Annotated in this window: 15 protein-coding genes; 6 read left to right on the forward strand and 9 right to left on the reverse strand. The window is 72.3% G+C overall.

Annotated elements, in window-relative coordinates:
- Positions 1 to 139: 139 nt before the first annotated feature.
- On the reverse strand, positions 140 to 1,432 hold the full coding sequence (locus AC1DPN_RS02210; protein ID WP_477083082.1) for an alpha-hydroxy-acid oxidizing protein: 1,293 nt from the start codon (positions 1,430 to 1,432) through the stop codon (positions 140 to 142).
- 107 nt (positions 1,433 to 1,539) lie between these two features.
- Between AC1DPN_RS02210 and AC1DPN_RS02215 the strand changes: the two genes are divergently transcribed.
- A complete protein-coding gene (locus tag AC1DPN_RS02215; RefSeq protein WP_477083083.1) occupies positions 1,540 to 1,713 on the forward strand; it encodes a hypothetical protein in 174 nt (57 codons plus the stop codon).
- 4 nt (positions 1,714 to 1,717) lie between these two features.
- Here AC1DPN_RS02215 and AC1DPN_RS02220 read toward each other — a convergent pair whose 3' ends face one another.
- The 3 genes from AC1DPN_RS02220 to AC1DPN_RS02230 all read right to left on the reverse strand — a co-directional run bounded on the left by AC1DPN_RS02220 (position 1,718) and on the right by AC1DPN_RS02230 (position 4,978).
- Positions 1,718 to 3,022: an APC family permease gene (locus AC1DPN_RS02220; protein WP_477083084.1), complete on the reverse strand. Its 1,305-nt coding sequence runs from the start codon at positions 3,020 to 3,022 to the stop codon at positions 1,718 to 1,720.
- A 111-nt stretch (positions 3,023 to 3,133) separates the two neighbouring features.
- Positions 3,134 to 4,162, reverse strand: coding sequence for an alcohol dehydrogenase AdhP (adhP, locus tag AC1DPN_RS02225; RefSeq protein ID WP_477083085.1), 1,029 nt, complete (start codon positions 4,160 to 4,162; stop codon positions 3,134 to 3,136).
- Positions 4,163 to 4,342: 180 nt separating this feature from the next.
- On the reverse strand, positions 4,343 to 4,978 hold the full coding sequence (locus AC1DPN_RS02230) for a TetR/AcrR family transcriptional regulator (RefSeq protein ID WP_477083086.1): 636 nt from the start codon (positions 4,976 to 4,978) through the stop codon (positions 4,343 to 4,345).
- Between the two features lie 96 nt (positions 4,979 to 5,074).
- Between AC1DPN_RS02230 and AC1DPN_RS02235 the strand changes: the two genes are divergently transcribed.
- The 3 genes from AC1DPN_RS02235 (at position 5,075) to AC1DPN_RS02245 (ending at position 8,720) form a co-directional block, all read left to right on the forward strand.
- Positions 5,075 to 6,736 carry an FAD-dependent oxidoreductase gene (locus AC1DPN_RS02235; protein WP_477083087.1) on the forward strand — a complete coding sequence of 554 codons (1,662 nt, stop codon included), beginning with the start codon at positions 5,075 to 5,077 and terminating at the stop codon, positions 6,734 to 6,736.
- A 31-nt stretch (positions 6,737 to 6,767) separates the two neighbouring features.
- Complete coding sequence (locus tag AC1DPN_RS02240) at positions 6,768 to 7,832, forward strand: SDR family NAD(P)-dependent oxidoreductase (RefSeq protein WP_477083088.1); 1,065 nt, start codon at positions 6,768 to 6,770, stop codon at positions 7,830 to 7,832.
- 126 nt (positions 7,833 to 7,958) lie between these two features.
- Entirely contained in the window at positions 7,959 to 8,720 is a 762-nt protein-coding gene (locus AC1DPN_RS02245) for a DinB family protein (RefSeq protein ID WP_477083089.1), read from the forward strand.
- 9 nt (positions 8,721 to 8,729) lie between these two features.
- Here AC1DPN_RS02245 and AC1DPN_RS02250 read toward each other — a convergent pair whose 3' ends face one another.
- From AC1DPN_RS02250 to AC1DPN_RS02265, 4 genes are all read right to left on the reverse strand, one after another.
- Positions 8,730 to 9,215 (reverse strand): GNAT family N-acetyltransferase, encoded by a 486-nt coding sequence (locus AC1DPN_RS02250; RefSeq protein WP_477083090.1) that lies wholly within the window; start codon positions 9,213 to 9,215, stop codon positions 8,730 to 8,732.
- Positions 9,216 to 9,406: 191 nt separating this feature from the next.
- Positions 9,407 to 10,054: an anaerobic ribonucleoside-triphosphate reductase activating protein gene (locus AC1DPN_RS02255; protein ID WP_477083091.1), complete on the reverse strand. Its 648-nt coding sequence runs from the start codon at positions 10,052 to 10,054 to the stop codon at positions 9,407 to 9,409.
- Positions 10,051 to 11,865, reverse strand: a complete 1,815-nt coding sequence (locus AC1DPN_RS02260) for a ribonucleoside triphosphate reductase (RefSeq protein WP_477083092.1) — start codon at positions 11,863 to 11,865, stop codon at positions 10,051 to 10,053. The genes AC1DPN_RS02255 and AC1DPN_RS02260 overlap by 4 nt, the downstream gene beginning before the upstream one ends.
- A 159-nt stretch (positions 11,866 to 12,024) precedes the next feature.
- A complete protein-coding gene (locus AC1DPN_RS02265) occupies positions 12,025 to 12,795 on the reverse strand; it encodes a DUF2510 domain-containing protein (RefSeq protein ID WP_477083093.1) in 771 nt (256 codons plus the stop codon).
- Positions 12,796 to 12,979: 184 nt separating this feature from the next.
- Between AC1DPN_RS02265 and AC1DPN_RS02270 the strand changes: the two genes are divergently transcribed.
- Positions 12,980 to 14,407 (forward strand): GH1 family beta-glucosidase, encoded by a 1,428-nt coding sequence (locus AC1DPN_RS02270; RefSeq protein WP_477083094.1) that lies wholly within the window; start codon positions 12,980 to 12,982, stop codon positions 14,405 to 14,407.
- 34 nt (positions 14,408 to 14,441) lie between these two features.
- Here AC1DPN_RS02270 and AC1DPN_RS02275 read toward each other — a convergent pair whose 3' ends face one another.
- Complete coding sequence (locus AC1DPN_RS02275) at positions 14,442 to 14,837, reverse strand: hypothetical protein (RefSeq protein ID WP_477083095.1); 396 nt, start codon at positions 14,835 to 14,837, stop codon at positions 14,442 to 14,444.
- A gap of 102 nt (positions 14,838 to 14,939) precedes the next feature.
- On the opposite strand from AC1DPN_RS02275, the gene AC1DPN_RS02280 reads away from it, so the two are divergent.
- A complete protein-coding gene (locus AC1DPN_RS02280) occupies positions 14,940 to 19,142 on the forward strand; it encodes an nSTAND1 domain-containing NTPase (RefSeq protein ID WP_477083096.1) in 4,203 nt (1,400 codons plus the stop codon).
- Positions 19,143 to 19,178: the final 36 nt, after the last annotated feature.

Genomic DNA, 19,178 nt, shown 5'->3' on the forward strand with positions numbered 1-19,178 from the left:
CGCCGGGCGTTGCGACGATGACGAGCGGCTCAGGCCACCGTATCGGCGCGCGCCTGGCTCCCGCGCGCTACGGCAGCACGACGAGCGGCACGGTGCGCGGGCTGACGACGGGAGGACTCGGGCGCACCCGACGGAGACGTCAGGCGAGCAGGTGCGGCCCGATCTCGTCGATCGACCGCACCCCGGTCAGCGCCATGGTGAGGTCGAGCTCGGCCCACACGTGCTCCATGACCGCGCGCACGCCGTCGGCCCCCGCGAGCGCGAGCCCGTAGACCCAGGGGCGACCGACGAGCACAGCCTGCGCACCCAGGGCGAGCGCCTTGACGACGTCGGCACCGCCGCGGATGCCGCTGTCGAACAGCACGGGGATGCGTCCGTCGATCGTCTCGACGACTCCGGGCAGCGCGTCGAGCGACGCGATCGCACCGTCGACCTGTCGGCCGCCGTGGTTGGACACGATCAGGCCGTCGACGCCGTGGTCCAGGGCGAGCGCGGCGTCGGCCGGGTGCTGGATCCCCTTGAGGACGATCGGGAGCGACGTCCGCTCGCGCAGTCGCGCGAGGTCGGTCCAGGTGAGCGACGACCGGGAGAACACGTCGAGGAACGTGTCGACCGCGGCGCGGGGTAGCGGCGAGCGGAGGGTCTCGCGCAGGGGTCCCGGGTAGTGGCGAGCCATCGACAGGAGCGCTCGGACCGCGGACAGGGTCGGTCGCGGAGTCGGATCGGCGCCCGCCGGCGAGGCGGCCCGGGCCTCGACGAGGCGTCGGAACGCGGGGTCGCTCGTGTACTGCGCGATCCCTTCCGCGCGGGCGAAGGGGAGGTACGCGACGTCCAGGTCCTGCGTGCGCCAGCCCAGGACGTGCGTGTCCAGCGTGACGACGAGCGCCTCGCTGCCCACGGCCTCGGCTCGGGCGACGAACGAGTCGACGACGTCGTCGTCCTTGCTCCAGTAGAGCTGGAACCAGCGCGGCGCGTCTTCGAGGGTGCGAGCGACGTCCTCCATCGGCACCGACGCCTGGGAGGAGAGGACCATCGGGAGGCCGAGCTCGCGGGCCGCCTGGGCGACGGCCCTGTCGGCGTCCCGGTGGGCGAGCTCGAGCACCCCGATGGGCGCGAACAGCAGGGGAGCGGGGATCCGGCGGCCGAAGAGCTCGACGGAGGCGTCGCGTCGCTCGACATCCACGAGCATGCGCGGCACCAGCCGGTGGCGGTCGAACGCCTCGAGGTTCGCCCGGGCGGTCCGCTGCTGCCCGGCGCTGCCTGCGACGTACCGCCAGGCGGTGTTGCTCATCCGCCGCCGAGCCGTGGCGGCGAGCGCCTCCGGGGCGACCGGGACGACCGGCCTGTGGCCGAAGACCCCGGCGCGGAAGATGCGTGACTGGACGGTCCGGCCGACGGACGGGGCCGGGTTGGTACTCGCGTCGTCGCTCACCTCGGCAGTGTGGCAGCAGCAGAGGATGCGGGCTGGGGATCGCGTGTCAGTGCCGGCTCGTAGGGTGCGCCCACCCGGGCCGGCCGCGCCCACCGTGAGGAGCTCCGATGTCCTGCGAGCACGTCGAGATCGAGATCACCTCAGGTGTGATCGAGCTGCACCACGACGAGACCGACTCGTTGATCCACTGGTTCACGTGCACGGAGTGCGGCCTCAAGGCCTGCTACATCGAGTACGCGCGGCCGGTGACCCGGATCCCGCCCAGGAAGCAGAAGCGCTGAGCGACTAGCTCGCCGGTGCGTCGGCGGAGCGCCGACGGCGGGTCCACACCTCGTCGACGACGACGGCCAGCGCGACCAGCCCGACCATGAACCAGAACGAGCGACGCTGGTTCGTGAACAGGTCGACGACGAACCACCCGAGGACGGTCCCGGCGATCGCGACGGCTGCCACCGTCACCAGCGTCGAGGCGCCGAGCTCGGCCCGGAGGCGGAACGCCGCGATCGCGACCAGCACGAACACGGCCAGCGACACGGCACTGCCGACGGACGCGAGCGCGCCGATGCTGAGCACGGTCACGAAGGCGATCGTCAGGGCCGCCGTGATGACCAGCCCGCCGTGCCTTCCGAGCCGGCCGGTCGGCCCGAACGCGGGCGGGAACGTCCCCGAGCTCGCCAGAGCCCTGGTCAGCCCCGCCGAGCCGTAGAGCGTCGCGGTCACGCTCGACGAGGTGGCGAGCAGCGCGGCGCCCGTCATCATGACGTAGCCGGCGTGACCGAGCGTGGGCTCCGCGGCCACGGCGAGCGCGCGAGGCCCGGCGGCCACGACCTCGTCGACGGGGAGCGTGCCGAACACGCCCAGCGACACGAGCACGTACAGCACCGTGGTGATCGCGAGCGCGGTGTACATCGCGACAGGCAAGGAGCGGCGTGGCTCGGCGAGGTCGTCGCCCGCGAAGGAGATGACAGCGAACCCGAGGTACGCGAAGAACGTCAGCGCCACGCTGGCGACGATGTCCGAGGCGCCGGGGTAGGTGCTCGGCGCGAGGAGCGCGAGGTCGACCTGCGAGAGGGTGCCGACGATGAACACGGCGAACACCACGAGCAGCACGCCGACGATGGCCGACTGCACCCGGTCGACCAGACGCGGCCCCGCGACCGTCAGCCACGCCCCGAACGCCACGAGCGCACACGCGCACAGCTTGGACAGCCAGCCGCCGGCCGGCCCGTCGGCGATCACGTCCGCTGCATAGTCGCCGAACGACGCCGCGACCATCGCGCAGACGACGACGATGGCGGTCAGGTACCCGAGCCAGGCGGCGACCCCGACCAGGCGGCGGCTGCGGTACCCGTGCTGCAGGTAGACGATCAGTCCGCCGGACGACGGCCAGCGCATCGCGAACTTGACGAGCGTGTACCCGAGCGCGGCGGACATCGTCCCGGCCAGCAGGAACGAGATCCACACCGCCGAGCCCGCGACCTCGCCGGCCTGCCCGAGCAGCGCGAAGATCCCGGCGCCGACCATCGCCCCGACGCCGAGCGTGATGGCGCCGCGAACCGTCAGGTGCGACTGCGGAGCGGGCTCGGACATGTGCTGACCCCTAGGTGCGACCGCCGGTGCCGTGGACAGCGCCGACGATAGCGCGGCGCAGGGCGCCGACCTCTGCAGACTCGCAGGTCAGCGCCCCGAACCAGGGCGAGCTCAGCTGCGCATGTCCATGACGACCCGACCGTCGATCTCGCCGCGCAGCATCTCCGCGAAGATCGCGTTGATGTCGTCGAGGGGCCGGACGGTGAAGGTCGGCGTGACCAGTCCGCGGGCGAAGAAGTCGAGCGCCTCCGTCATGTCCTTGCGGGTTCCCACGATCGACCCTCGCACCGTGAGCCCGAACAGCACGGTCGTGAAGATGTCGAGCGGGAACTGGTCCGGCGGCAGCCCGACCAGCGCGACCGTGCCGCCGCGACGCAGGGCACCGACGGCCTGGGGGAACGCGTGGGCGTTGACGGCCGTCACCAGGGCGCCGTGCACCCCGCCGGTGAGCTCCTGGAGCCGGGCGGCCGGGTCGGTCTCGTTCGCCGCGTTCACGACGACCTCGGCACCGTGCTTCGTCGCCAGCGCGAGCTTCGCGTCGTCGACGTCGATGGCGGCGACCCGGCGACCCATCGCGACCGCGTACTGGACCGCGAGGTGGCCGAGGCCGCCGATGCCGGAGATCAGCACCCACTCGCCGGGCTGGGTGTCGGTCATCTTGAGGCCCTTGTAGACCGTGACGCCGGCGCACAGGACGGGCGCCGCCGCTGCTGGGTCGACGCCGTCGGGGAGGACCGGGCAGTAGCGCGAGTCGACGAGCATGTACTGCCCGAACGACCCGTCGACCGAGTACCCGCTGTTCTGCTGGTTCGGGCACAGGGTCTCCCAGCCCGTCTCGCAGTACTCGCACTCGCCGCACGCCGAGGCCAGCCAGGCGTTGCCGACCAGGTCGCCGACAGCGACGCGCGTGACCGAGTCGCCGACGGCGACGACGTGGCCGACGCCCTCGTGGCCCGGGATGAACGGCGGTGTGGGCTTGACGGGCCAGTCGCCGTGCGCGGCGTGCAGGTCTGTGTGACACACGCCGGAGTAGTCGACCTTCACCAGAGCCTGGTGCGGGCCGACTGTGGGGATGGGTACCTCGGCGATGTCGAGGTCTGCGGTGAACGACCGGACGACGCCGGCCCGCATGCTGTCCATGACGCGTACTCCTTGCCTGTTCGACCCCGCGTGGGGCTTCTCGCGACGTTGCGAGAAGTCGAGCGTCGAACGGGTTCGGCAGTGAGCAGTAGTGCCAGTAGTCCCGAGTCTGCGAACGCTTTCCGTCGTGCTCTCCGCGCAGCAGGTCGACGTGCCGTTGTGCCAGGGAGGACGACGCGATCAGAACGACAGGTCGGCCACCCGGACCGGGTCTCCGGGCAGCGGCGGGTGGTCGGCGGCGCGCAGCCCGGCGAGGACGAGCGCGTGGGCGCGGACGTACGCGTTCTCGGCGCGGTCGCTCGCCGCCGGCAGTGCGCGGCTCACGGCGGACATGAGCAGCAGCACGTCTCCGGTCGTCACGTCGAGCCGCAGGGTGCCCTCCTGCTGTGCGGCGTGGACCAGGGCGTCGATCGTCGCGAAGAGCCCGTCCCGTACCTCGGCGACGTGCGGGTCGTTCCGCAGGGCGGCGCTCTCCGCCAGGGACGGGAGCTCCACGAGGCGCAGGATCAGCCGCACGTCGGGGGACCATCCGAGCGCCTGGACGAGCGCGTCCCACGCGGTGCCCGAGCGCTCGCGGGCGCGGCTCACGTCCGCGAGGACGGCGTCGAGCGCGTCGCTGACGACGGCGTGCATGAGTGCGTCGCGGTCGGGGAACCGTCGGTAGAGGGTGCCGATCCCGACGCCCGCGGCCCGGGCGACGGTGTCGAGCGGCACGTCCGGCCCGACCTCGACGAACAGCGCGGTCGCCGCCGCGACCACCCGGGCCCGGTTCCGCTGCGCGTCCGCCCGCAGCACTGCGTCCCCCGTCGTCGTCACAGCGGTCAGTCTGGCGCCTCCCGCGTCGCTGGAGGAAGAGGTACCCTGGATAAGCGGAGGGTGTTCCTCCGCTTCAAGCTTCCGAAGGAGGCCGCAATGGCGCGGTCATGGGATGACGACGTCGATGTCCTGGTCGCAGGGACGGGTGGCGCGGGCCTTGCTGCGGCGATCGCCGCGGCGGACGCAGGTGCGTCGGTGCTGGTCGTGGAAGCCTCCGATCGCTGGGGTGGCACCACGATGCGCAGCGGCGGCGGGCTGTGGATGCCGGCGAACCCGCTGATGCTGCGGGACGGCGTGCAGGACTCGGCGCAGGATGCGCTCACCTACCTGGACGAGGTCGTCGCCGACGTCGGGCCGGCGAGCTCGCCGGAACGTCGTCGTGCGTTCGTGGAGGCGGTGCCGGAGGTCGTCGATCGTCTGGGCGAGCTCGGCGTGCGCTGGGCGCGGGCCAAGGACTACCCCGACTACTACCCCGAACGTCCGGGCGGCCGGATCGGCCGGAGCATCGAGGCGGAGCCGTTCAACACCAAGCGGCTCGGGTCGTGGATGCAGCAGTCCCGGATGTCCGACGGCGGGATGCCGCTGCCGCTCAAGACCGACGACGTCTGGCTCCTCGCTCGCGCCTGGTCGACGACCGGTGGCTTCGTGCGGGGCGCCAGGTTCGTGGGTCGCACGCTGTCGAAGCTCGTCACGGGTCAGCGCCCCGCGGGCATCGGTGCCGCACTCGTGTGCTCGCTCATGGCGATCGTGCGCGAGCAGGGCACGCCGGTGCTGCTGAGCACGCCGCTGACGGAGCTCGTCGTCGAGGACGGCGTCGTCGTGGGCGCGATCGTGGGATCGCCGGGCCGTACCCGTGCCGTACGGACACGCGGTGGCGTCGTGCTCGGCGCAGGCGGGTTTGCGCACCGTACGGAGTGGCGCGAGCGGTACCACGGGGTGAGCGGCTGGAGCTCGGCCGCCGAGACCGACATGGGCAGCGGGATCGAGGCCGGCGTGGTCGCGGGCGGAGCGCTCGCGCTCATGGACGACGCGTGGTGGGGTGCCGGCGTCGCCATGGACGAGGGCATGAACGGCTTCGTGCTCAGCGAGCGGTCGATGCCCTACAGCATGGTGGTCGACCAAGGCGGTGCGCGGTTCACGAACGAGTCCGCCAGCTACATCGACTTCGGGCACGCCATGCTCGAGCGCGACGAGGTCTCCCCGGCGGTGCCGTCCTGGCTGGTCATGGACGCACGTGCCCGCCGCCGCTACCTCTTCAGCATCGCGCCCAGCGGCACCAAGGCCCTGCGCAAGAACGGCACGATCGTCGTCGCCGACACCCTCCTCGACCTCGCCCGGCTGCTGCACATGGACCCGGACCGGCTGGGCGCGACCGTCGCGCGGTTCAACGGGTTCGCGGCGTCGGGGCTCGACGAGGACTTCCACCGTGGCGACTCCGCCTACGACCGCTACTACGGCGACCCCACCGTGAGGCCGAACCCCAACCTCGGCCCGATCGAGCGCGGACCCTTCACCGCGGTGCGCCTCGTCCCGGGTGACCTCGGCACCAAGGGCGGGCTCCTCACCGACGAGCACGCGCGCGTCCTGGACGAGTCCGGCGACGTGATCGAGGGGCTCTACGCCGCGGGCAACACGACGGCCTCGGTCATGGGACGGACGTACCCCGGCCCGGGCGCGACCATCGGCCCCGCGGTCGTCTTCGGCTACCTGGGCGCGCAGCACGCCGCCGCACGAGTCGCAGCCGCGATCGTCGGTTGACGCCGACGCCCACCGGAAGGAGAGGTTCGACATGGCACGCAAGGACAAGGCACTGACCGCGAGCTCGTCGGTCGGCGAGTGGCTCAAGCACCCCGTCGGCGGACCGCTGCTGCGGGACATGCTCGCGCAAGGGGGGCAGGACGCGAGCGTGCTCCGGCCTGTGCGGCTGTTCTCGCTGCAGCGCCTCGTGGCGATGAGCCAGGGCATGCTCACGCAGGAGACGGTCGACGACCTCGTCGCGCGGGCGAACAGCGGCGAGCTGCCGGTCGGTGTCGCCGCAGACGAGCCCGACGAGACCGACACGGACGACCAGGACGAGGACGTCGAGCCCGAGCCCTGGGTCGAGCGCGTGGTCGGCGGCCGGTTCGAGGGCAGGACCGTCATCGTCACCGGGGCGGGTTCGGGCATCGGCCGCGCGACCGCGTCCCGGATCGCGCGCGAGGGCGGACGCGTCGTCGCGGTCGACATCGCCGAGGACCGGCTGCAGGCTCTCGTCGCCGAGCACGCCGGAGCGGCGATCGTGGCCGTGACGGCTGACATCACGAACGAGGACGACGTCGCGCGCATCGTGGCGGCGGCGGGGGACCGGATCGACGGGCTCGCGAACATCGCCGGGATCGCCGACGACATGACCCCGCTGCACGAGGTGTCCGACGCCGTCTGGGAGCGCATCTTCGCGGTCAACGTGGACGGCACGTTCCGCCTGACACGTGCCGTCCTGCCCACCATGCTCGCGGCCGGGCGCGGCTCGATCGTGAACATCGCGTCCGAGGCCGGGCTCCGAGGGTCGGCTGCAGGCCTGGCCTACACCGCGTCGAAGCACGCGATCGTCGGGATCACCAAGAGCTCGGCATTCATGTACGGACCGAAGGGGATCCGCGTGAACGCCGTGGCACCGGGCCCGGTGGCCACCGGCATCGAGGCGAGCTTCGCCTCCGCGCACGGCCAACGACGGATCAGCGCGGCGATGACGGTCATGCCCGACATCGCCGAGGCGGCGCAGCTCGCGGCGTCGATCACGTTCCTGCTGAGCGACGACGGAACCAACGTGTCCGGAGCGATCCTGCCGTCCGACGGAGGCTGGTCGGCGGCCTGAGCCGCGGGCTGTCCCGGTAGCCGCATCGAGCCCGACATCGAGCCGGGCTCGATGTGGGACTGCCGCGAGCCCGCTCGTTGACGACAATGGCTGTCAATGCCCGACTCCTTCGGCACAGGAGCAGCCATGGCCACCACCTTCGACCGGTCCGACGACCTGCGCGGCGCGCAGTTCACCGGCGCGGACCTGGAGGGCGCCCGCTTCACCAGGTCGAGCCTCGCCGGCGCGGTGATGCGCGGCGTCGACGTGGAGGGTGCGGACATCGACGCGCCGTGGCTGCTGGAGGGTGAAGGCTCCCTGCTCGTCAACGGTGTGGACGTGGCGCCGTTCGTCGACGCCGAGCTCAACCGGCGCTTCCCGGGCCGCGAGGGCCGGCGCGCGGCGGACCCGGACGGCCTGCGCGCGGCGTGGGCGGCGGTCGAACGCACCTGGGCGGCGACGCTGGAGCGGGTCGCGGGCATGCCGGCGGGCGCGGTCGACGTCTGCGTGGACGGCGAGTGGTCGTTCGCCCAGACACTGCGGCACCTCGTCATGGCGACGGACACCTGGCTGGGCCGGGCGATCCAGGGGGTCGAGCAGCCCTTCCACCCCATCGGCCAGCCGGACGCCTCGTACGCGTCCCACGGCAACGACCTGTCGGTGTTCTCGTCGCAGCTGCCGTCCTACTCCGACGTGCTGGCGGTTCGGGCGGAGCACGTCGCGCGGGTGCGTGACTTCCTCGCCGACGTCACACCGGAGCAGCTGGCCGAGACGCGCAAGAACCCATGGTGCCCCGAGTACGACGAGACCGTCCTGTCGTGCCTGCGCACCATCCTCGAGGAGGAGTGGGAGCACCACCGGTACGCCGTGCGCGACCTCGCCGCGATCGAGGCGACGCCCGGCGGCTAGCGGGACCCTTCAGTGCAGGTCGAGCTCGAGCAGCAGGCAGGAGAAGTCGGCGAAGTCGCGCCGCCCGACGACCGTCAGGCCGTAGCCCTCGTAGTAGGTGCGCAGCACCGGGTTGGTGGTCCTGCAGTCGAGCCGGAGCTTCTGCACGCCAGCGTCGAGCCCGCGCCGGCGCGCCCAGTCCAGCAGGGCCGTGCCGACGCCCTGGCCGGTACGCGTGCGGTCGACCATCAACCCGTGCACGTAGACCGACGGGGTCTCGTCGGCACCCCAGAAGTCGGGGTCCGACCACAGGACCCGGATGGTGCCGACGAGGCCGGCGTCGTCGTCGAGGACGTGCCACTCGCCGGCCGCGACCTGCGAGGCGATGCGCTCACGCGGCAGCGAGCCCACGGGCCACTGGACCGTTCCACGCGCGGCCATCCACTCCTCGAGCGAGCGGCGCAGGGAGTGGATCGCGTCGATGTCGTCGGGTGTGGCGGGGCGCGGAGCGGTCATGCGCCGACCGTACGCAGGACGATCGCCGTGCCGCGATCGCGGGAGCGCCCGCCCGGGCACATCCTGACGCCACCCGCCTGCGTCGCTCGTGGTCAGGGCACCGTGACCGTCACCGGTGTCACCGTCGTCGCGGACCGGCCCGGGATGCCGGCGTACCTCGCCGAGACCCCCGGAGTCACTCGAACGCGTGCTCAGCGTCCGCGCGCGCCGTGATGCTCGAGCGACGCGCGGTACTCGGTCGTCGTGCCGTCCGGGCGCACCTCCTGCAGCACGTGCTCCTCGACCCCCAGCGACGCGAGCAGGTCGGTCAGCTCGGCGACGTCGTCGTCCGTCTGCACGGTCGGGTCGACCGTGGTCCTGACCTGCATCGCGACGCCCGCCCGCTGCACGATGCCCAGCGACGCGAGCGCCTTGCCCCAGGCGTCGACACCGGTCTGCGCCGCGTACAGGCGCGGCACGGACTTGATGTCGAGCCCGACCCAGTCGACGAGGCCGATGATCTCCTCGAGCCGTGCGGGGTAGGTGCCCGCGGTGTGCAGGCCGACGGCGAACCCGAGCGCGCGGACGTCGCGGACCGCGCCGACCAGCGAGTGCTGCATCGTCGGCTCGCCCCCGGAGAACACGACGCCGTCGAGCAGGCCGCGTCGTCGGGACAGCAATTCCAGCACCTGGGCCCACGGCACGGTGCCGGGCCGACGAGGATCGATCAGGTCCGGGTTGTGGCAGTAGGTGCAGGCCAGCGGGCAGCCCTGCAGGAACACGGTGGCGACCAGCTGGCCGGGCCAGTCGCACGTCGAGAGCGGCGTGAGACCGGCCACGACCAGCGGTCGCGACGTCATGCGAGGGGCTCAGAGAAGTGGAGACGCTCCTCGTGCTCGCCGAACTTGCCGACGTTGAACGACGACACCGGCCGGTGGTAGCCCATGACACGGGTCCACACCTCGGTCGTCGCGCCGCAGGTCGGGCACGCCGGGACCTCGCCCGCCAGGTAGCCGTGCGACGCGCAGATCGAGAACGTCGGCGTGACCGTGATGTACGGGAGGCGGTGGTTCTCGAGGGCGCGCTGCACCAGCTTGCGGCAGGCCTCAGGGGTCGAGAGGCGCTCCGACATGTACAGGTGCAGGACGGTCCCGCCCGTGTACTTCGTCTGCAGCTCGTCCTGCCGGTCGAGGGCCTCGAACGGGTCGTCGGTGAACCCGACCGGCAGCTGCGAGGAGTTCGTGTAGTAGGGGTTGCGGTCGGTGCCCGCCTGGAGGATGTCGGCGAAGCGTGCGCGGTCCTCCTTGGCGAACCGGTACGTCGTGCCCTCCGCGGGGGTGGCCTCGAGGTTGTACAGGTGGCCGGTCGCCTCCTGGAACTCGACCATCCGCGCCCGCACGTGGTCGAGCAGCGCGACCGCGTACGCGTGTCCCGCCCGCGTCGTGATGTTCTCCTCGTCGCCGGTCAGGTTGCGGACCATCTCGTTGATCCCGTTGACGCCGATCGTCGAGAAGTGGTTGACCAGCCCGCCCGCGAGGTAGCGGCGCGTGTACGGGAAGAGCCCGTCGGCGATGTAGCGGTCGACGACCTCACGCTTGATCTCGAGCGAGTCGCGCGACAGGTCGAGCAGCTCGTCGAGCGCCCCCAGCAGCCCGTCCCAGTCGCCCTTGTGGACGTACCCGAGCCGCGCGCAGTTGATCGTGACGACGCCCAGCGAGCCGGTCTGCTCGGCCGACCCGAAGAGCCCGTTGCCCCGCTTCAGCAGCTCACGCAGGTCGAGCTGCAGGCGGCAGCACATCGACCGGATCTGGCCAGGCTCCAGCTCGGAGTTCAGGAAGTTCTGAAAGTACGGCAGCCCGTACTTGGCGGTCATCGCGAACAGCCGGTCGGCGTTGTCGGAGTCCCAGTCGAAGTCCGGGGTGATGTTGTAGGTCGGGATCGGGAACGTGAAGACCCGGCCCGACGCGTCACCTTCGGTCATGACCTCGATGTAGGCGCGGTTGATCATCGCCATCTCGACGGCCAGGTCGCCGTAGGTGAAGTCCACTGGCTCCCCACCGACGAGCGGAACCTCGTCGCGCAGGTCGTCGGGGCAGGTCCAGTCGAACGTCAGGTTGGTGAATGGCGTCTGCGTGCCCCACCGGGACGGCACGTTGAGGTTGTGCACGAGCTCCTGCACGAGCTGGTGCACCTCGTCGTACTCCAGGCCGTCGGTGCGCACGAAGGGCGCCATGTAGGTGTCGAACGAGCTGAACGCCTGCGCGCCCGCCCACTCGTTCTGCAGCGTGCCCAGGAAGTTCACGATCTGGCCGACGGCCGACGAGAAGTGCTTGGGCGGCCGCGACTCGATCGTTCCCGGCACGCCGTTGAAGCCCTCGCTGAGCAGCATGCGCAACGACCAGCCGGCGCAGTAGCCGGAGAGCAGGTCGAGGTCGTGGATGTGCAGGTCACCAGCACGGTGGGCTTCCCCGACCGCCGGCGGGTAGACCTGCGAGAGCCAGTAGTTGGCCGTGACCTTTCCTGCGGTCTGCAGGATCAGCCCGCCCAGGGAGTACCCCTGGTTGGCGTTGGCGTTGACCCGCCAGTCGGTGCGGTCCAGGTACTCGTCCATCGTGGCGGCGACGTCGATCGTGTTGTAGGCGCTCTTCGGGCGCGCGGAAGCGGAGGTCATGACGGGTCCTCGTCTTTGTCGTTCTGGGGTGACTGGACCGGCACCGCCCGCGCGGGGTGGAGCACGACTCGTGGAACAGAGGCTAGACCCGTCAGAGGCCTCGGCACGCACGCGCACCCGGCGTGTTTTTTCCCCGGAGCGGGTGATCCTCGACAGCCGCTAGAGCGTCGCGTCGTCGCCGATGTGCGCGAGGCTGTCGACGACGACGACGGGCCCGCCGACGTACACGGCGACCGCCAGCGCCAACCCGAGTCCGGCCACGATCCACATCGTCCGGGTCAGCTCCGGCGCGCCCCGGAACGTCGCGTTCTGGTAGTCCCGCCATGCCCGGGCGAGCAGCGTGAAGGCGGCCGCACCGCCGATCCACCAGAGCAGGTCGATCCCGCCCATCCCGAGACCCACGCAGCCCGTCACGACGAGGATCGCGAGCGCGCCGTAGTACATGCCGAAGCCCCGGCGGCGCAGCCTCAGCGCGTCGTCCCTGCGGTTGCGCTGGTAGTCGGCGCCGTCCGCGACGTGGTCGGCGAGGTTCAGCGACTGCCCGACCCGCACCGGGACGACGCTGCCGAACGCCGGGGCGCTGCCCGACACCGGGGCTGTGCTGAACCCCTGCGCTGTGCCGGACGCCGGCGCTGTGCCGAACGCCGGCGCTTTGCCGAACGCCTGCGCTGTGCCGAACGCCTGCGCTGTCCCGAACGCCTGCGCGGGCGAGCCGACGTGGCCGGCCGCGGGCGCTCCCTGGTGCACCGGCGCGGTCGGCTTCGCGGACCATGCCTGCGGCACCAGGACCGGCTGCTGAGCCGGAGCCGGCACGGCCGCGGCCGCTGGGTCCGGCGCGGTGTGCTCGGTCCAGCCGGAACCGTCGAACCAGCGCACCACGCCGGGCGTCGATCCGTCGGGGTACCAACCAGCGGGCGCGAACGCGTTCATCGCACGATGGTGCCAGCGCGCTCGCGGGCACCGGACGGCTGGCCGGACCATTCACCCGGATGCGGCATCTGCGGTCGGACGGGGGCATGTCGGCGGATCGCCGTACGATGGGTCGGTGACGGTGTGGGAGCGATCCCACGACGAAGCCCACGACGGACGCGACCGCTCGACGAGGAGCCGACGCATGCCCGACCCGATCGACCGCCGAACGTTCCTCGCCGGTGGCGCAGCCGTGCTGCTCGCGGCCTGCACGCCGACCGGCACGCCTGCACCGTCGCGGTCGCCGGCTCCGTCGTCGAGCATCCCCGGCTTCCCGGCAGCGTTCACGTGGGGCGTCGCCACCTCGGCGTTCCAGGTCGAGGGGTCGACGACGATCGACGGTCGTGGGCCCTCGATCTGGGACACGTTCGCCGCGAAGCCCGGCCACATCGACGGCGGCGCGACGGGTGATCCGGCCGCCGACCACTACCGCCTCTGGGAGTCCGACCTCGACCTGCTCGTCGAGCTCGGCATCCCCGCCTACCGGCTCTCCCTGGCGTGGCCGCGCATCCAGCCGACAGGGTCGGGTGCCACGAACCAGAAGGGCGTCGACTTCTACCGGCGGCTCGTCGACGGGCTGCTCGACCGCGGCATCCACCCGGCGATCACCCTTTACCACTGGGACCTGCCGCAGCCGTTGCAGGACGTCGGCGGCTGGGCGGCGCGCGACACGGCGCAGCGGTTCGCGGACTACGCAGGCATCGTCTTCGACGCGCTGTCAGACGTCGACGCGACCTGGCTGACGATCAACGAGCCGAAGACCACGGCCTACGTCGGCTACGCAGGCACGGAGCACGCGCCAGGTCTGGGTGACCCGGAGGCGGGCGTCGCGGCGGTGCACCACCAGCTGCTCGCGCACGGCCTGGCGACCCAGGCGTTCCGCGCGTCGGGCGCCGACGGTCAGATCGGCATCGCGCTCAACCTCCTGCCGGTCTACCACGTCGGCTCGTCGGACAAGCCGGCCGTGCGCGTCGACGCCGTCGAGAACCGCATGTTCCTCGACCCGCTGCTCACCGGGGCGTACCCGACCGACGCGATCGGCGACCTGAACGGCCAGCTCCACGTCGACCCGGACCGGTTCGCGGCTCTCGTGCACGAAGGCGACCTCGGCGTGATCGGCGCTCCCTGCGACGTGCTGGGCGTCAACTACTACGGCGTCGCCATGATCGACGAGCGAGGGAACTACGGGAACGCGTACCCGACGTCGGCCGCGGGCTGGCAGCAGATCCACGCCGAGGGTCTGTACGACCTCCTGACCCGGCTCCGCGACGACTACCCGAACCTGCCGCCGATGGCCATCACGGAGAACGGCATCCCCGACGACGAGACGTACCCCGGGCTGCACGACGACGCTCGGATCGAGTTCCTCCGCACCCACCTCGAGCAGGCGGCTCGGGCGATCGACGACGGCGTCGACCTGCGCGGCTACTACGCGTGGTCGTTCCTCGACAACTTCGAGTGGGCGCGTGGCCTGCGTCAGCGCTGGGGCCTGGTCAACGTCGACTTCGACACCCAGGAGCGCACGTCCAAGGACAGTGCTCACTGGTACTCGCAGGTGATCGCGGGGACCTGACCGTGCGCTTCGTCAGGGCCCCGCGACCACGGCCTCACTCGACCGCGCGCGGCCTCGTCAGCGTGCACGCCGGGCCCGACGTGGAGGACGCGAGGGGCCGGTAGCCACCCCCGGGTCCACAGGGGTACTCGGGGAACGGGACCCCGAGCGTCTTGCCTCCGCAGGCGGCGACCTCTGCCGAGGGTGAGCACAGGACGCCGGGTGCGCAGGGCTGCGCGGTGCGTGTCGAGACCGGCGCGGGGGACGGGTAGGCCGCCAGCGCCTCACCGGAGGGCGTGCGGGCGGCGAACGTGGCGGCGATCGCGAGTGCCGCCACGACGACAGCGACTCCGATGCCCCGGTGCGGGCGGACGCGGTCCGCCGGCTCGGGTTCGGGCTCGGGTTCTCCGTCGAAGGTGATCAGGGTTCTGACGTGCGGGTGTCTGTTCATGCGCCGACCGTGCGCGTCAGCGGTATGCGGCCCGCATCGGGGCGGTATGCACCGGGTATGCGGGTGATTGACCTCGGTACCCGACGGTCGAACAATCGCAGTGTGGGCGTCCGCGTGCTGGGCCCGGTCGAGCTCGACGATGGTTCGTCACCGTTGAGTCCTCGGGCGCGCACCGCGCTGTGCGCCCTCGTGCTGCGCCGTCCGGTGTCCGTGAGCGTCGACGAGCTGGCCGATGCGAGCTGGGGGCCGACGCCGCCGTCGACCTGGCCGAAGCAGCTGCAGGCGACGATCGGGCACCTGCGCAAGGCGCTCCCCGCCGGGGCCGTCGTGACGTGCGCCGGCGGCTACCGTCTGGACCTGCCGAGCGACGACATCGACGTCGAACGGTTCGTCGATGGGGTGTCACGTGGCCGGGCGCTCATGGCGTCGGGGGAGCCCGACCGGGCCGCCAGCACGCTGAGCCGGACGCTGGCGCTCTGGCGCGGGCACCCGTTCGCGGACCTGAACGGCTGGGCGGGTGCGACGAGCGAGGTCGCCCGACTGACCGACCTGCGGTCGGCGTGCCAGGAGGACCTGCTCGACGCCCAGCTCGCCGCGGGCGAGCACCGGCTCGTCGTGAGCGAGGCGCAGACGCTGGTGGCGGACGAGCCGCTCCGAGAGCGTCGGTGGGGGATCCTCGCGCTGGCGCAGTACCGGTGCGGGCGGCAGGGCGATGCGCTCCGCACCCTGCGGGACGCGCGGCGCTTCCTCGCCGACGAGCTGGGAGTCGACCCCGGCGCCGAGCTGGAACGGCTGGAGCAGCAGGTGCTCCACCACGCCCCGGCGATCGCGGCTCCGACCAGGCTGCCGATGGCTTCTGGTGACTGCCCGTACCGCGGGCTCCCTGCCTACGGGATCGAGGACGGTGAGCGGTTCTTCGGCCGGTCCGCCGAGGTCGCAGCGTGCCTGGACCGGCTGCGGTCGACCCCGCTCCTGGTGATCGCCGGACCGTCCGGGGCCGGCAAGAGCTCGCTGGCCCGCGCCGGTGTCGCGGCCGCGCTCCTGCGGGAGGGGGTCGAGCCGGTCGTCGTCATGCCGGGACCCCACCCGATCGCCACGCTCGTCGACGCCCTCGGCGGCGAACCGGCGGCACTCGTCGTCGACCAGCTCGAGGACCTCTTCCTGCGCGGCTACCCCGACGAGGTGGTCGGCGAGTTCTGCCGGCTGCTCGCCGAGGCCACCGAGACCCGGCGCGTCGTCCTCACGGTCCGGGCCGACCAGATCGCCGGGCTGAGCCAGGACCCCCGCCTCGCCCAGCTGACCGAGAAGGGGCTGCACCTCGTCCGTGCCCTGAGCGACGAGCAGCTGCGCGAGGTGATCGAGGAGCCGGCGGTCCGTGCCGGCCTGCGTCTCGAGCCCGGCCTGGTCGAGCTCCTGGTCAAGGACGCCGACGACGGGTCCGGGTCGCTGCCGCTCCTCTCGCACGCGCTCGTGGAGACCTGGGCTCGGCGCGACGGCTCCGTGCTGACGGTGGACGGGTACCGGGCGTCCGGCGGCATCTCGGCGGCAGTCGCAAACACGGCAGAGCGCCTCTACGAGGCGTACCCGGAGGCGGACCGGTCCGCGTGCCGGGCGGTCCTGCTGCGCCTGGTCACGCCGTCGGTCGAGGGCGGCGCGATCCATCGCCGCCAGCCCGTGCAGGCGCTGGGTCTCGACGCGGCTCGGGAGCGGGTCATGAACGACCTGGTGCGCGCGCGGCTGCTGACGATGAACGAGGGCACCGTCGAGATCGCCCACGAGTCGCTGGTGCGGGCGTGGCCGCGGTTGCGTGCCTGGCTCGACGACGACGCCGCGGGGGTCCGGATCCTGCGGCACCTGACCGCGGCCGCCGCCGGGTGGGACTCGCTGGGCCGTCCGGACGGCGAGCTGTACCGCGGCGCGAGGCTGGACGTGGCACTGGAGTGGCGGGCCGGCGCGACGCCGGACCTGACGGAGCTCGAGCGGCAGTTCCTCGACGCGTCCGAGGCGCTGCGCCTCTCGGACGCGGACCAGCTGGCACGACGGGCCGCGAGGGACGCCCGGCAGAACCGCCGGCTGCGCGTGTCGCTGTCGGCCGCGGTCGCGGTGCTCGTCGTGGCCGTCGTCGCGGGGAGCCTCGCGGGCGTGAGCCGGGCGGACGCGGCTCGGGCCCGCACGACGGCCGAGCTGGAGTCCCTGGTCAACCAGTCGATCGCGCTGCAGAGCACCAACCGGGACGCGGGTGCGCTGCTCGCGGTCGAAGCGTTCCGGCGAGCGCCGCACGACGCGCGGGCGCGATCGGCCCTGCTGGCGACCTTCACGGCCGCGCCGGGGTTCGTCGGCTATCGCCGCGTGCCGGGCGCCACCCGCATCGCAGGCGCCGCGGTTCCCGGGACCTCGACCTCCGTGATCGTCGTCAATGCGATGACGGTCGAGATCGTGAGCACCGAGACGGGCGCCGTGGTCCGAACGCTCGAGCCGGTGGCGCAGAGCGAGGAGGGACCTCGTCCGCTCGTGCGGGTCAGCGCGGACGGGACCAGGGTCGCGATCCAGGTCGGGGCATCGCTGACCGTCGACGATCTCGCCAGCGGCGAGCGGCTTCTCGGCCCGGTGTCGACCGGCCCGGCGGGCGACCTCGCCCTCGCCCCGGACGGGTCGACGGTGGTGACGGTCGCGGGCGACACCGGCGCGGTGACCGCCCGGCGCGTCGCCGACGGGGTGGTGACGGGGACGGCCGCGGGGTCCGGGATGGCAGGGGCCGCGTTCGACGACTCCGGCGAGCTCGTCGTCGGAGCCCAGGACGGGGCGATCCGCGTGCTCGACCCGCGGGCGCTCCGACTTGTGCGGACGGTCGAGGCGACGACCGGTGCCTCGGAGCTTCACGCCGTCGCGGCCGGCGACGACATGGTCGTCCTGGTCGGTGCGTCGGCGTTGGTCGCCGTCGAGCCGTCGACCGGGTCGGTGCGCTGGACGGCGCCCATGCGCGCGGACCAGCCGTGCGAGTGGCTTGCGGCCGCCCCCGAACCCGGCCTCGTGTTCTGCGGCGACGCCTTCGGAGTCGTCCGGGAGTGGTCCCTGGTCGACGGCAACCCGACCGGTGTCCAGCGTGACGTCCAGCTCGGCGATGTCGGCGAGCTCACGGTCGCACAGGGGGAGCTCGTCGCGTTCGGCGCGTCGGCGCCGGTGGTCGCACGGTGGCGGGTGGACGGTTCCGGGCCGGTGACCCGTGTCATCGCGCACGGTCAGGTCGCTGTGTCCGGCTACGCGCCGGACGGGCGCTCGTTCATCACAGGTCGGCGTGCGACCGGTTCCGACCCGAGCGCGGACCTGACGCACTACGCGGTCTGGGACGCCCGCGAGGACGCCCCGAAGGCGCTCCTGCCGCCGACGCTCGAGGCCGTCGGATGGATGTTCGAGGACACCGTCCTCACCTACGACCCGGCGACCAACACGATGCACTCCGTCGACGCGCGCACCGGCCGAGAGGTCCTGGATGGTCTCGACGTCCCCGTCCTGGCAAGGTCGGTGTGGCCGTCGCGCCGCGGGGACCGCGCCTATGTGTCGATGAACGACGTGCAGGTCTGGGTCGGCGACGCCGCTACCGGTGCGTGGCTCTCGCCGCCACTGGGGGGCAACCTCTTCGTCCTGGACGTGTCAGTGACGGCCGAGGGCTCGTTGGTCGCGGTCGCGTCCGTGGATGGCTCGGACTGGTCCGCGGCCAGGAGTGGCGACCGCTCCGTCGAGACGTTCCTGCAGATGTTCGACGGCGCGACCGGTCAGGTCATCGGGTCGCCGCGGCCGAACGCCGACGCCGTGGCACTGTCCGACGACGGCGTCCTGGCGATTGCCGACCGTGGTGCGGTCGCACTGGTCAACAGCTCCACGATGCGCACCATTCGCGACCTGCCGGGTGCGCGGGGCGCGATCAACAACCTCGAGTTCTCTGACGACGGCGCGGTCCTCGTCGCGACCGCGAATGACCAGACGGTCAGCATCTACGACGCGGCGGCGGGGATCCGGCTCGGCGACCCGCTGCCAGGCTCGGTGCCGTTCTCGGTGGTGAACCACTCGATCGAGGAGACCCGGTACGACGACGCCGAGCCGGTCGTCTACCCGGGGTACCTGCGACCGGACGGGCAGGCGGTCCTGGTCTCGGTCGCGGAAGGCGTCGCCGAGTGGGACCTGGACCCGGCCCACCTCAGTGCCGCGGCGTGCAGCCTGGCGGGCCGCAACCTGACGCGCAGCGAGTGGTCGACCTACGCCTCCACGCTCGGCGACTACCGCCAAACCTGCCCTGAGCAGCCCTGAGCAGCCCTGAGCAGGCCTGAGCAGCCCCGAGCAGCC

The sequence above is a fragment of the Cellulomonas sp. P4_H4 genome (assembly GCF_056400865.1).